This window comes from Pseudomonas sp. NPDC089422 (assembly GCF_044749405.1).
Classification (GTDB): domain Bacteria; phylum Pseudomonadota; class Gammaproteobacteria; order Pseudomonadales; family Pseudomonadaceae; genus Aquipseudomonas.
The window spans coordinates 74,722-87,375 of record NZ_JBIVHW010000009.1 but is presented as its reverse complement, the minus strand read 5'-3'; the positions used below and the strand labels follow the sequence as shown (position 1 = coordinate 87,375).

At 64.2% G+C, this 12,654-nt stretch carries 11 protein-coding genes; 8 read left to right on the top strand and 3 right to left on the bottom strand.

Annotated features, from left to right (window positions below):
• Positions 1-5 precede the first annotated feature (5 nt).
• The 3 genes from ubiX to ACIPZ8_RS18105 form a co-directional block, all read right to left on the bottom strand.
• Positions 6-635 carry a flavin prenyltransferase UbiX gene (gene ubiX, locus ACIPZ8_RS18115; RefSeq protein ID WP_400725826.1) on the bottom strand — a complete coding sequence of 210 codons (630 nt, stop codon included), beginning with the start codon at positions 633-635 and terminating at the stop codon, positions 6-8.
• On the bottom strand, positions 632-1,981 hold the full coding sequence (mpl, locus tag ACIPZ8_RS18110) for a UDP-N-acetylmuramate:L-alanyl-gamma-D-glutamyl-meso-diaminopimelate ligase (RefSeq protein WP_400725823.1): 1,350 nt from the start codon (positions 1,979-1,981) through the stop codon (positions 632-634). Before mpl ends, ubiX begins: the two co-directional genes overlap by 4 nt.
• A 66-nt stretch (positions 1,982-2,047) precedes the next feature.
• Positions 2,048-4,024 carry a sigma-54-dependent Fis family transcriptional regulator gene (locus ACIPZ8_RS18105; protein WP_400725820.1) on the bottom strand — a complete coding sequence of 659 codons (1,977 nt, stop codon included), beginning with the start codon at positions 4,022-4,024 and terminating at the stop codon, positions 2,048-2,050.
• A gap of 255 nt (positions 4,025-4,279) precedes the next feature.
• On the opposite strand from ACIPZ8_RS18105, the gene ACIPZ8_RS18100 reads away from it, so the two are divergent.
• The 8 genes from ACIPZ8_RS18100 (at position 4,280) to ppa (ending at position 12,651) form a co-directional block, all read left to right on the top strand.
• A complete protein-coding gene (locus ACIPZ8_RS18100) occupies positions 4,280-5,800 on the top strand; it encodes an aldehyde dehydrogenase family protein (protein ID WP_400725817.1) in 1,521 nt (506 codons plus the stop codon).
• A 226-nt stretch (positions 5,801-6,026) separates the two neighbouring features.
• Entirely contained in the window at positions 6,027-7,475 is a 1,449-nt protein-coding gene (gene eat, locus ACIPZ8_RS18095) for an ethanolamine permease (protein ID WP_400725814.1), read from the top strand.
• A 46-nt stretch (positions 7,476-7,521) separates the two neighbouring features.
• The gene (locus ACIPZ8_RS18090) at positions 7,522-8,916 is read left to right on the top strand and encodes an ethanolamine ammonia-lyase subunit EutB (RefSeq protein ID WP_400725811.1); all 1,395 of its coding nucleotides are present in this window, start codon (positions 7,522-7,524) and stop codon (positions 8,914-8,916) included.
• 9 nt (positions 8,917-8,925) lie between these two features.
• Positions 8,926-9,744 (top strand): ethanolamine ammonia-lyase subunit EutC, encoded by an 819-nt coding sequence (gene eutC, locus ACIPZ8_RS18085; protein WP_400725809.1) that lies wholly within the window; start codon positions 8,926-8,928, stop codon positions 9,742-9,744.
• Between the two features lie 109 nt (positions 9,745-9,853).
• A complete protein-coding gene (locus ACIPZ8_RS18080) occupies positions 9,854-10,312 on the top strand; it encodes a GNAT family N-acetyltransferase (RefSeq protein ID WP_079226390.1) in 459 nt (152 codons plus the stop codon).
• Positions 10,313-10,558: 246 nt separating this feature from the next.
• Positions 10,559-11,206 (top strand): DedA family protein, encoded by a 648-nt coding sequence (locus ACIPZ8_RS18075; RefSeq protein WP_152956248.1) that lies wholly within the window; start codon positions 10,559-10,561, stop codon positions 11,204-11,206.
• An 8-nt stretch (positions 11,207-11,214) separates the two neighbouring features.
• On the top strand, positions 11,215-12,030 hold the full coding sequence (locus ACIPZ8_RS18070) for a zinc-dependent peptidase (RefSeq protein WP_400725805.1): 816 nt from the start codon (positions 11,215-11,217) through the stop codon (positions 12,028-12,030).
• A 93-nt stretch (positions 12,031-12,123) separates the two neighbouring features.
• Positions 12,124-12,651 carry an inorganic diphosphatase gene (ppa, locus tag ACIPZ8_RS18065; RefSeq protein ID WP_003255365.1) on the top strand — a complete coding sequence of 176 codons (528 nt, stop codon included), beginning with the start codon at positions 12,124-12,126 and terminating at the stop codon, positions 12,649-12,651.
• Positions 12,652-12,654 lie beyond the last annotated feature (3 nt).

Sequence of the window (12,654 nt, the reverse complement as noted above, 5' to 3'; positions counted from 1 at the left end):
ACGCCTCAATCATCAACCCCGAAATGATGCTCGCCCCAGCGCGGCAACATGTCCTGTGGAATATTCAGCACGTTAAGGATGCGCGCCACGACAAAGTCGACCAGGTCATCGATGGTCTGCGGCTGGTGATAGAACCCCGGTGCCGCAGGCAGGATCACTGCCCCCATCTGCGACAGCTTGAGCATGTTCTCCAGGTGAATGGTCGAGAACGGCGCCTCGCGCGGCACCAGGATCAGCTGCCGACGCTCCTTGAGGGTGACGTCGGCGGCCCGCTCGATCAGGTTGTTGCAGGCACCAGTGGCGATTGCCGACAGGGTGCCGGTGGAACACGGCACCACCACCATCGCCGCTGGCGCACCGGAGCCCGAGGCCACCGGTGACATCCAGTCTTCCTTGCCGTATACGCGGATCTGCCCGTCGGCAGCACCGGTGTATTCGGTAAGAAACGCCTGCATGGCCTGGGGCTTGGCCGGCAGGACCACGTCGGTCTCGGTGGCCATCACCAGTTGCGCGGCCTTGGAGATGAGGAAATGCACCTCACGGTCCTCGCGCACCAGGCAATCGAGCAAGCGCAGGCCATACTGCGCCCCGGAGGCGCCGGTCATGGCCAGGGTGATACGCTCCGGCCCGCTCACTTCAAGGCCTCGGCCAGCTTGCCGTGCAGGCCGCCGAAGCCGCCGTTGCTCATGATCACCACATGGGTACCCGGGCGGGCCTGGCCCTTGACCCGCTCGATGATCGCCTCGAGGCTGTCGGCGACCACGCTTGGCACCTTGCACTGCGCCGCCGTGGCAGCCAGGTCCCAACCCAGGTTGGCGGGCGCGTACCAGATCACCTGGTCGGCATCATTGACGCTTTCTGGCAAGCCGTCACGGTGCGCGCCGAGCTTCATGGAGTTGGAACGCGGCTCGATGATGGCGATGACCGGTGCTTCGCCCACTCGCTTGCGCAGGCCGTCGAGGGTGGTGGCGATAGCGGTCGGGTGGTGGGCGAAATCGTCGTAGATGGTCACGCCCTGGACTTCAGCGACCTTCTCCATGCGCCGCTTGACGCTCTTGAATGCACTCAGGCCGTCGATGCCCATGGCCGGCACCACGCCCACATGGCGGGCAGCGGCCAGCGTGGCAAGGGCGTTGGCGACGTTGTGCTGGCCGGTCAGGGCCCAGTCCACCACGCCCTGCACTTCACCTTCGAACAGCACCTCGAAACGCGAGCCGTCGGCGCTGAGCAGGCGCGCCTGCCACTGGCCTCCTTCACCGGTGGTCTGCACCGGGGTCCAGCAGCCCATGCCAATCACGCGCTCCAGCGCCTGCTCGGTGGTCGGGTGAATCACCAGGCCTTCGCTCGGAATGGTCCGCACCAGATGGTGGAACTGCCGCTCGATGGACGCCAGATCAGGGAAGATATCTGCGTGGTCGAACTCAAGGTTGTTGAGGATCGCGGTGCGCGGGTGGTAATGCACGAACTTCGAACGCTTGTCGAAGAAGGCGCTGTCGTATTCGTCGGCCTCGACCACGAAGAACGGCGTGCCGCCCAGGCGCGCCGACACCGAGAAGTTCTGCGGCACGCCGCCGATCAGGAAGCCCGGGCTCATGCCGGCATGCTCCAGCACCCAGGCCAGCATGCTGCTGGTGGTGGTCTTGCCATGGGTGCCCGCCACGGCCAGGACCCAGCGGCCCTGCAGCACATGGTCGGCCAGCCACTGCGGGCCGGACACATAGGGCAGCCCCTTGTTCAGCACATACTCCACCGCCGGGTTGCCCCGCGACATGGCATTGCCGATCACCACCAGATCAGGTGCAGGGTCCAGCTGAGCCGGGTCGTAGCCCTGGGTCAGCTCGATGCCCTGGGCTTCGAGCTGGGTGCTCATTGGCGGATAGACGTTGGCGTCGGAGCCAGTGACGCGGTGGCCGAGCTCTTTGGCCAGCACGGCCAGCGAACCCATGAAAGTGCCGCAAATACCGAGAATATGAATATGCATGGTCGACCTCGCAAAACTTCGAGGCAGGGTAGCCCAGGGCGCGGGAAATCGCACCCGGTGTTTTGCTCAGACGCCCCTGGCGATGCCGTGTTTGCGCAGTTTTCGATACAAGGTATTGCGGCTGATGCCCAGGTGCTCGGCGACCCGGGTCAGGTGCCAGTGTTTTGCCTCCAGGATTTCCATCAGCGCCTGACGCTCGGCATGTAGGAGCGGCCTTGTGTCGCGAAAGGGCTGCGCAGCAGCCCCGGCGGGTTCAGCGTCACTGGTGAGATCCTGGGGCCGCTGCGCGCCCCTTTCGCGACACAAGGCCGCTCCTACAGGGCTCGCGTCACTTTGAATGATTGCGGGGAGATCCGAGAGGCCTATAAGGGTGTCTTCGCACAGCGCCACCAAGGTCCGCAGCACATTGCGCATCTGCCGCACGTTCCCCGGCCAGGCAAAGTCCAGCAGCGCCTGACGCGCCTCGGGCGCCAACTGCACAACCTGCCCTTGCGCCTCCTGGCGCAACAGGAAGTCCAGCAACGGCCCCTTGTCGCTTCGTTCGCGCACGGCTGGTAACGCCACCTCCAAGCCATTGAGCCGGTAGTAAAGGTCCTCACGGAAACTGCCCTGCTCCACCCGCTCCAGCAGGTCCCGGTGGGTGGCACTGACGATGCGTACATCCACTGCCTGCGGCTCACCGCCAATCGGCACCACCTGGCGCTCTTCCAGCACCCGCAACAGGCGGGTCTGCAACGCCAGCGGCATGTCGCCGATCTCGTCCAGCAACAAGGTACCGCCATCGGCCTGCAGCAGCTTGCCGCGCATGCCCTCCTTGCGCGCGCCGGTAAAACTGCCGCCGCGGTAGCCGAACAGCTCGCTCTCGATCAGGCTCTCGGGAATCGAGGCACAGTTCACCGCCACGAAAGGCTTGCCATGGCGTTGACTGGCCTGGTGCACGGCCTGGGCGAAAGCTTCTTTGCCGCACCCGGTCTCGCCGCGCAGCAGCAGCGGGACATCGCGCTCGAACACGCGCACGGCACGGTGGAAGTCGTGTTGCAAGGCCGGGTCCAGCAGGCAGATGCCCGGCTCCGCGACAGGCCTGGCCTGGGGCAGGCTGGCTGGCACCGTCCAGAGCGGCGCCCTCGCTTGCCCGCGCAGGCTGGCGAACACCTGGCGGCCATCACGGGTGCGCAACGGCCAGACCGTACTGCCGCCTGGCGTGGCACGGCTGAACAGCTCGTCATGGCTGCAGGCGAAGAACATGTCCAGCGGCTTGCCCAGCACGCCGCCGCGGATGGTGCCCAGCAGGTTCAGCGCACTCTGGTTGGCGGCGCAGATGCGGCCATCACCATCGAACGCCAGCAACCCTTCGCTGAACTGGCCGACCGACTCGGCCTGCACGTGAATGCGCAGCAACCATTGCTGCTCGAAATGGCGCAGGAAATAGCAGCTCTCGATCATCTTCGCCGAGAGGTTGACCAGCGCCATGGTGTGGAACTGGCTCTGGCGCGACACGTCTGGCCGCGCCGAGGACACATCGAGCACCGCCAGCAGTTCGCCGTGCGGGTCGAACACCGGGCTCGCCGAGCAGGTCAGCCCGGTATGGCGGCCGCGAAAGTGCTCATTCTGGTGAATGGTCAGGGCCTGGCGTTCGACCAGGCAGGTGCCGATGCCGTTGGTGCCTTCGCGGGCCTCACTCCAGTCCGCCCCCAGCCACAGTCCGGCACGCTCGAAGTTGTGCCGCTCGGAGGGCGCGGTGACACAGTTGAGGATCACCCCACGGGCATCGGTCAGCAGCACAGCGTGACCGGCGCCGGATAACTGCTGGTGCAGGCTGTTCATTTCGTTGTCGGCGATCTTCAGCACCTGGCGCAGGCGCTCACGACTTTCCAGCAGGCGGCCGTGCTCAAGCACAACCGGCGCCTCGATCACTGACGGGTCGAGGTGATAGTCGTCCAGGCAGCGCAGCCACGAACGGGCAATGGAAGGATCGCTGCCGGCTTCACCACGGGCAACGGTATGCACTTGCTGGGCATGGCGGCTGAATGAGTTGCTCTGCATTTGTTGTTGTTCTCCGCAGATAGAGATTCACGCCAGCATCCTCCACCCGCGCAGGCTTTGCAACGTACCCGCCGGCCACGTGTCGCAATCGGTACAAAGTGTCACCCCTGCCGTGCCAGGCCTGGCACAGCGCGCCTTGCCGCCGCACCTGAACATGACCCAAGTCATTGATTCCACAAGGGCGCACCACGCTGGCCCAACCTTTGCTCTACGCTTTTCAACTCCTCAACAAACATAACAGCCAGGAGACACACCATGCGTTACGCACATCCCGGTACCGAGGGCGCGAAGGTTAGCTTCAAGAGCCGCTACGGCAACTTCATCGGCGGTGAGTTCGTGGCCCCGGTCAAAGGCCAGTACTTCGAGAACACCTCGCCGGTGAACGGCCAGCTGATCGCCGAATTCCCTCGTTCCACTGCCGAAGACATCGATAAAGCCCTGGATGCCGCCCATGCCGCCGCCGACGCCTGGGGCCGCACCTCGGTCCAGGACCGCTCCAACGTCCTGCTGAAGATCGCCGACCGTATCGAACAGAACCTGGAAATCCTGGCCATCACCGAAACCTGGGACAACGGCAAGCCGATCCGCGAAACCCTCAACGCCGACATCCCCCTGGCCGTCGACCACTTCCGCTACTTCGCCGGCTGCATCCGCGCCCAGGAAGGCGGCGCCGCCGAAATCAACGAAAACACCGTGGCCTACCACATCCACGAGCCGCTGGGCGTGGTCGGGCAGATCATCCCGTGGAACTTCCCGATCCTGATGGCCGCCTGGAAGCTCGCCCCGGCCCTGGCCGCTGGCAACTGCGTGGTGCTCAAGCCGGCCGAGCAGACCCCGCTGGGCATCACCGTGCTGGTCGAGCTGATTGGCGACCTGCTGCCCAAGGGCGTGCTCAACGTGGTGCAAGGCTATGGCCGCGAGGCCGGTGAAGCGCTGGCCACCAGCAAGCGCATCGCCAAGATCGCCTTCACCGGCTCCACCCCGGTCGGTTCGCACATCATGAAATGCGCGGCCGAGAACATCATCCCGTCCACCGTCGAGCTGGGCGGCAAGTCGCCGAACGTGTACTTCGAAGACATCATGCAGGCCGAGCCGAGCTTCATCGACAAGGCCGCCGAAGGCATGGTGCTCGCGTTCTTCAACCAGGGCGAGGTGTGCACCTGCCCGTCGCGCGCCCTGGTGCAGGAGTCGATCTACCCGCAGTTCATGGAAGTGGTGATGAAGAAGGTGCTGCAGATCAAGCGCGGCGACCCGCTCGACACCGACACCATGGTCGGCGCCCAGGCTTCGCAGCAGCAGTTCGAGAAGATCCTCTCGTACCTCGACATCGCCCAGAAGGAAGGCGCCGAGCTGCTGACCGGCGGCAAGGTGGAAAAACTCGAAGGCGCGCTGGCCACCGGTTACTACATCCAGCCGACCCTGCTCAAGGGCAACAACCGCATGCGCGTGTTCCAGGAAGAAATCTTCGGCCCGGTGGTCAGCGTCACCACCTTCAAGGACGAAGCCGAGGCCCTGGCGATTGCCAACGACACCGAGTTCGGCCTCGGCGCCGGCGTGTGGACCCGCGACATCAACCGCGCCTACCGCATGGGCCGCGGCATCAAGGCAGGCCGCGTGTGGACCAACTGCTACCACCTGTACCCGGCGCATGCCGCGTTCGGTGGCTACAAGAAGTCCGGCGTTGGCCGTGAAACCCACAAAATGATGCTCGACCACTACCAGCAGACCAAGAACCTGCTGGTGAGCTACGACATCAACCCGCTGGGCTTCTTCTAAGACCTGGGATGGCCTCGGGGGCTGCTTTGCAGCCCATCGCAGGCAAGCCCGCTCCCACAGTGCAGTACCTGTGGGAGCGGGCATGTCGAGGCGTCGAACCGCCGCGAAGAGGCCCGACCTGCAAACACAAAATCCAGAGCGGCAACTGCTCTGGCTCGCTTCCTGCAGTCCCCATCACCATCGGCCCGGAACCCTTCCGGCCACCAAGAAAAAGAACAGGTGAACTATGCCAAGCGATCAATCCGCCGGCGCGCCGGCAGGGTCTTCCGTCGACTTCGAAAAAGTCGGGTCGGACTATTTCCAGCAACGTGAACTGAAAAAAGGCGCCGCCGGCTGGGTACTGCTGGTGGGCCTTGGCGTTGCCTATGTGATTTCCGGCGACTATGCCGGCTGGAACTTCGGCCTGGCCCAGGGTGGCTGGGGCGGCATGTTCCTCGCCACCCTGCTGATGGCCACCATGTACCTGTGCATGTGTTTCTCGTTGGCTGAGCTTTCCTCGATGATCCCGACCGCTGGCGGCGGCTACGGCTTTGCCCGCAGTGCCTTCGGCCCGTGGGGCGGCTTCCTGACCGGCACGGCGATCCTCATCGAATACGCCATTGCCCCCGCCGCCATCGCCACGTTCATCGGCGCCTACTGCCAGTCACTGTTCGGCATCGGCGGCTGGATGATCTACCTGGCGTTCTACGTGGTCTTCATCGGTATTCACATCTTCGGCGTGGGTGAAGCGCTGAAGCTGATGTTCATCATCACCGCCATCGCCGCCATCGCCCTGGCCGTGTTCCTGGTGGCTATGGTGCCCCATTTTGATGCAGCCAACCTGTTCGACATCGCCAAAACGGACGCCGCCGGGGCCAGCAGCTTCCTGCCGTTCGGCTACGTCGGCGTGTGGGCCGCGATCCCCTACGCCATCTGGTTCTTCCTCGCCGTCGAAGGCGTGCCGCTGGCTGCCGAAGAAACCAAGAACCCCAAGCGTGACCTGCCGCGCGGCCTGATCGGCGCGATGCTGGTGCTGTTGGCCTTCGCCCTGCTGATCCTGGTGGTCGGCCCTGGCGGTGCGGGCTCCGAAGCGCTGAAGGCTTCCGGCAACCCGCTGGTCGAGGCGCTGGCCAAGGCCTATGGCGGCTCCACCTGGATGGGCAGCTTCGTCAACCTGGTGGGCCTGGCCGGCCTGATCGCCAGCTTCTTCTCGATCATCTACGCCTATTCGCGGCAGATCTTCGCCCTTTCCCGCGCTGGCTACCTGCCGCGCAAGCTGTCGGAAACCAACAAAAGCAAGGCCCCGGTCATGGCGCTGGTGATCCCCGGCATCATCGGCTTCGCCCTGTCGCTGACCGGCCAGGGCGACCTGCTGATCCTGGTGGCGGTATTCGGTGCCACACTGTCGTATGTGCTGATGATGGCCGCGCACATCACCCTGCGCATCCGTCGGCCGAAAATGGAACGCCCTTACCGCACCCCGGGCGGCATCTTCACCTCGGGCCTGGCCCTGGTGCTGGCCTGCATCGCCGTGGTCGCGGGCTTCCTGGTCGACCCACGGGTGGTGATTGGCGCTGCGGTGATCTACGCGGTGCTGATCGCCTACTTTGCGTTCTACAGCCGTCACCACCTGGTGGCGGGCACACCGGAAGAGGAATTCGCCGCGATCCAGAAGGCCGAAGAGGCCCTGCACTGATCGCCGCCACCTGCCGCGGGCCAGCCCGCGGCTCTGGAGATTCTGTATGGCAAGTTTCGTACACACGGTAGGCCACCTGGTCTACCGCTTCGACAGCCTCAAGGAGGTGATGGCCAAGGCCAGCCCGGCCCGTTCCGGGGACTTCCTGGCCGGCGTCGCCGCCAGCAACGACGGCGAACGGGTCGCCGCGCAAATGGCCCTGGCCAACATCCCGCTCAGCCATTTTCTCAATGAAGCGCTGATCCCCTATGAACAGGACGAGATTACCCGGCTGATCGTCGACAGCCATGATGCCCAGGCCTTTGCCCCGGTCAGCCACCTGACCGTTGGCGGCCTGCGCGACTGGCTGCTCGGCGAAGAGGCCAACGAACACAGCCTGCGCGCCCTCGCCCCGGGGCTGACCCCGGAAATGGCCGCCGCCGTGTCGAAGATCATGCGCGTGCAGGACCTGGTGCTGGTGGCGCAGAAGATCCGCGTGGTCACCCAGTTCCGCGGCACCATGGGCCTGCGCGGGCGCCTGTCGACCCGCCTGCAGCCCAACCACCCGACGGATGAGCCGGCCGGCATCGCCGCCAGCATCCTCGACGGCCTGCTCTACGGCAACGGCGACGCCATGATCGGCATCAACCCGGCCACCGACAGCATCGCCTCGATCTGCGCCCTGCTGGAAATGCTCGACGCCATCATCCAGCGCTACGACATCCCCACCCAGGCCTGCGTGCTGACCCACGTCACCACCTCGATCGAAGCGATCAACCGCGGCGTGCCGCTGGACCTGGTGTTCCAGTCGATTGCCGGCACCGAGGCGGCCAACGCCGGCTTTGGCATCAACCTCAACGTGCTGCAGGAAGGCTACGAGGCCGGCCTGTCGCTCAAGCGCGGCACCCTCGGGCAGAACCTGATGTACTTCGAGACCGGCCAGGGCAGCGCGCTGTCGGCCAATGCCCACCACGGTGTCGACCAGCAGACCTGCGAGACCCGCGCCTATGCCGTGGCCCGCCACTTCAAGCCGTTCCTGGTCAACACGGTGGTCGGCTTCATCGGCCCCGAGTACCTGTACAACGGCAAGCAGATCATCCGTGCCGGCCTCGAAGACCACTTCTGCGGCAAGCTGCTCGGCGTGCCGATGGGCTGCGACATCTGCTACACCAACCACGCCGAAGCCGACCAGGACGACATGGACACCTTGCTGACCCTGCTGGGCGTGGCCGGGATCAACTTCATCATGGGTATCCCCGGCTCCGACGACATCATGCTCAACTACCAGACCACGTCATTCCACGACGCGCTCTATGCGCGCCAGACCCTGGGCCTGAAGTCCGGGCCGGAATTCGAAGCCTGGCTGCATCGCACCGGCATCTTCACCCAGGCCGATGGCCGCGTGCGCTTTGGCGACAACCTGCCGCCGGCGTTCCGCCAGGCCCTGGCACAGCTGGCATAAGAGGAGACCATGGCAGACCATACCCCAACCCCGGACAACCCCTGGCTGGCCCTGCGCAACCTGACCCCGGCGCGTATCGCCCTGGGCCGTTGCGGCACCAGCCTGCCCACCGGCGCGCAACTGGACTTCCAGTTCGCCCACGCCCAGGCCCGCGACGCCGTGCACCTGGCCTTCGACCACGCTGCCCTGAGCGAACAGCTCAAGGACCGTGGCCGCGACAGCCTGGTGCTGCACAGTGCCGCCAGCGACCGCCACCAATACCTGCAACGCCCCGACCTGGGCCGGCGGCTGAACGAAGATTCGGCCGAGCGCTTGCGCCAGCATGCCCAGGCCAACCCCGATGGCGTCGACCTGGCCATCGTGGTCGCCGACGGCCTCTCGGCCCTGGCCGTGCACCGCCATACCCTGCCGTTCCTGACCCGCTTCGAGGAGCAGGCCGCAACCGATGGCTGGACCAGCGCCCCCGTGGTGCTGGTGGAGCAAGGCCGGGTAGCGGTGGCGGATGAAGTGGGCCAACTGCTCGGTGCGCGCATGACCGTGATGCTGATCGGCGAACGTCCGGGGCTGAGCTCACCGGACAGCCTGGGCCTGTATTTCACCTACGCGCCCAAGGTCGGCCTGACCGATGCCTACCGCAACTGCATCTCCAATATCCGCCTGGAAGGCTTGAGTTACGGCATGGCGGCCCATCGCCTGCTATACCTGATGCGCGAAGCCTGCAGGCGACAGCTTTCTGGTGTGAATCTGAAAGACGAAGCCGAGGTCCATAGCATCGACAGTGAGAATGCCGCCACCCAGCGAGGCAATTTCCTGCTCGGTGAAGGTTAAAGAACATGTCACGGAAGGCGGATTGCACTGATGGCCAGCATTGGGGCAGCATGCCCATGAAAGCTGCAGGCATTCCGCTGTTTCCCCAAATGGACTCTGAGGGCCGCACATGCGCATCATCAAGGCAACCCTGGAACACCTCGACCTGCTCACCCCGCTGTTCGTCAGATACCGCGAGTTCTATGGGCAGCTCCCTTATCCGGACAGCTCGCGCAAATTCCTGCAAAAGCGCCTCATGCGCGGTGAATCGGTCATTTATCTGGCTTTGCCAGTCGACGATGACAGCAAGCTGCTCGGCTTCTGCCAGCTTTATCCAAGCTATTCGTCGCTGTCGCTGAAGCGGGTGTGGATTCTCAATGACATCTTCGTGGCCGAAGATTCGCGGCGCATGCTGGTAGCCGACCACTTGATGCGAGAGGCCAAGAAAATGGCCAAGGAAACCAACGCGGTACGGATGCGGGTTTCGACCAGCGCCAACAACGACGTGGCGCGCAAGACCTACGAATCGATGGGCTTTCGCAAGGACACCGAGTTCGAGAACTACATCCTGCCGATCAGCCAGGACTGACCTGCACCGCCGCTCCTACAGGATTTTCACAATCCCTGTGATTGCATAACGCCTGTAGGAGCGGCGGTCCAGGTTGACGCTGTAACCCCACGCTACAAACTCCCCGGGCAGGTTTTCCACTTCTCCGTATAATGCCCTTCTGTCGTGTGTGAAAAGTTACCCACTGTCAGGAAATGATGCCGACACCCAGGGCATAGCCCGTTATCGCGTGCCCGTATAGGCGGGTCAAGAACACAGGTGCTGTACATGGAATTCAACCCGCTGGACTTAATCCTGCATCTCGATACCTACCTCGATCTGCTGGTGACCAACTACGGCCCCTGGATCTACGCGATCCTGTTTGCTGTGATCTTCTGCGAAACCGGCCTGGTGGTGATGCCGTTCCTGCCGGGCGATTCGCTGCTGTTCATCGCTGGCGCCGTGGCTGCAGGTGGCGGCATGGACCCGGTCCTGCTGGCAGGCCTGCTGATGGCCGCTGCCATCCTGGGCGACAGCACCAACTACATCATCGGCCGCACCACGGGCGAAAAACTGTTCAGCAACCCCAACTCGAAGATCTTCCGCCGCGACTACCTGCAGCGCACCCACGAGTTCTATGAACGCCATGGCGGCAAGACCGTGACCATGGCGCGCTTCCTGCCGATCCTGCGCACCTTCGCGCCGTTCGTGGCCGGTATCGCGCACATGCACTACCCGCGCTTCCTCGGTTTCAGCGTGGCAGGTTCGCTGCTGTGGGTCGGCGGCCTGGTGACCTTGGGCTACTTCTTCGGCAACGTGCCGTTCATCAAGCAGCACCTGTCGCTGATGGTGGTCGGCATCATCGTGCTGTCGCTGGTACCGATGATCCTCGGCCTGCTGCGCAGCCGCCTGGGCCGCACCGCCAAGGCTCACTGACAGCGGACATGTGGTCCTTCAGCGCCTGGCGGCGCAAGCGTACCCTCGCGCGCTACCCGATCGACCCAAGGCAATGGCAGGTGATCCGTGATCGCCTGCCGATGCTCGACGGCATCAGCGCTGAAGAAGACCTTTGGCTGCGTGAAGCCTGCATCCTGTTCCTGCTCGACAAGCACCTGACCACCCTCCCCGGGGTCGAACTGGACGACGAGCAGCGCCTGTTTCTCGCCGCCCAGGCGCAGCTGCCGCTGCTGCACCTGGGCGAGTTGAACTGGTACCAGGGCTTCCACGAGATCATCCTTTACCCCGACGACTTCAAGAGCCCGCAGCGCCACCGCGATGCCAGCGGCGTGGAGCACGTGTGGGATGCCGAGCACAGCGGCGAAGCCTGGCAACAGGGGCCGATCATCCTGGCCTGGGCCGGGGTGCTGGCCAGTGGCGGCTGGGAGGCCTACAACCTGGTGATCCACGAGCTGGCGCACAAACTCGACATGCTCAATGGCGATGCCAACGGCCTGCCACCGCTGCACCCAGGCATGCGCGTGGAAGACTGGGCTGCAGCCATGCAGCAGGCCTATGACGACCTCAATCGCCAGCTCGACGCCGACCCTGACGCTGAAACTGCCATCGACCCCTATGCGGCGGAAAACCCGGCAGAGTTCTTCGCCGTCACCAGTGAGTATTTCTTCAGTGCTCCCGACCTGCTGCAGCAGGCTTATCCACAGGTGTACCAGCAACTGGCGCTGTTCTACCGGCAGAACCCTCTCGAGCGCCTGCTCAAGCTGCAGGCCGGGCACCCGGATTACCGCGAAAGCCACGCCTGATGCGGCCGCACATCCGTCCACACGTGGCATGGCCTGTCGGAATGTGCCTATAATCGCCGCCACTTTTTTGATCAAACACGGGGGCACTGCCCAATGAGCTACAGCAAGATTCCGGCTGGCAAAGACCTGCCGAACGACATCTACGTCGCCATCGAGATCCCGGCCAACCACGCGCCGATCAAGTACGAAATCGACAAGGACAGCGACACCCTGTTCGTCGACCGCTTCATGGCCACCCCGATGTTCTACCCGGCCAACTACGGCTTCATCCCGAACACCCTGGCCGACGACGGTGATCCGCTGGACGTGCTGGTCGTGACTCCGTACCCGGTTGCTCCAGGCTCGGTCATCCGCGCCCGTCCGGTCGGCGTGCTGAACATGACCGACGACGGCGGCGGCGACGCCAAGGTCATCGCCGTTCCTCACGACAAGCTGAGCCAGCTGTACGTCGACGTGAAGGAATACACCGACCTGCCAGCCCTGCTGATCCAGCAGATCGAGCACTTCTTCGCGAACTACAAGGATCTCGAGAAAGGCAAGTGGGTCAAGATCGAAGGCTGGGAAGGCGCCGACGCCGCCCGCGCTGCGATCACCAAATCGGTCGCTGCCTACAAGGGCTGATAC

Bases quoted from the DNA above. Each gene is read 5' to 3' on its own strand.
- eat (WP_400725814.1), top strand. From the start codon at position 6,027: ATGCCAAGCGATCAATCCGCCGGCGCGCCGGCAGGGTCTTCCGTCGAC.
- ACIPZ8_RS18100 (WP_400725817.1), top strand. From the start codon at position 4,280: ATGCGTTACGCACATCCCGGTACCGAGGGCGCGAAGGTTAGCTTCAAG.
- eutC (WP_400725809.1), top strand. From the start codon at position 8,926: ATGGCAGACCATACCCCAACCCCGGACAACCCCTGGCTGGCCCTGCGC.
- ACIPZ8_RS18105 (WP_400725820.1), bottom strand. From the start codon at position 4,024: ATGCAGAGCAACTCATTCAGCCGCCATGCCCAGCAAGTGCATACCGTT.
- ppa (WP_003255365.1), top strand. From the start codon at position 12,124: ATGAGCTACAGCAAGATTCCGGCTGGCAAAGACCTGCCGAACGACATC.
- ACIPZ8_RS18075 (WP_152956248.1), top strand. From the start codon at position 10,559: ATGGAATTCAACCCGCTGGACTTAATCCTGCATCTCGATACCTACCTC.
- ACIPZ8_RS18070 (WP_400725805.1), top strand. From the start codon at position 11,215: ATGTGGTCCTTCAGCGCCTGGCGGCGCAAGCGTACCCTCGCGCGCTAC.
- mpl (WP_400725823.1), bottom strand. From the start codon at position 1,981: ATGCATATTCATATTCTCGGTATTTGCGGCACTTTCATGGGTTCGCTG.
- ACIPZ8_RS18080 (WP_079226390.1), top strand. From the start codon at position 9,854: ATGCGCATCATCAAGGCAACCCTGGAACACCTCGACCTGCTCACCCCG.
- ACIPZ8_RS18090 (WP_400725811.1), top strand. From the start codon at position 7,522: ATGGCAAGTTTCGTACACACGGTAGGCCACCTGGTCTACCGCTTCGAC.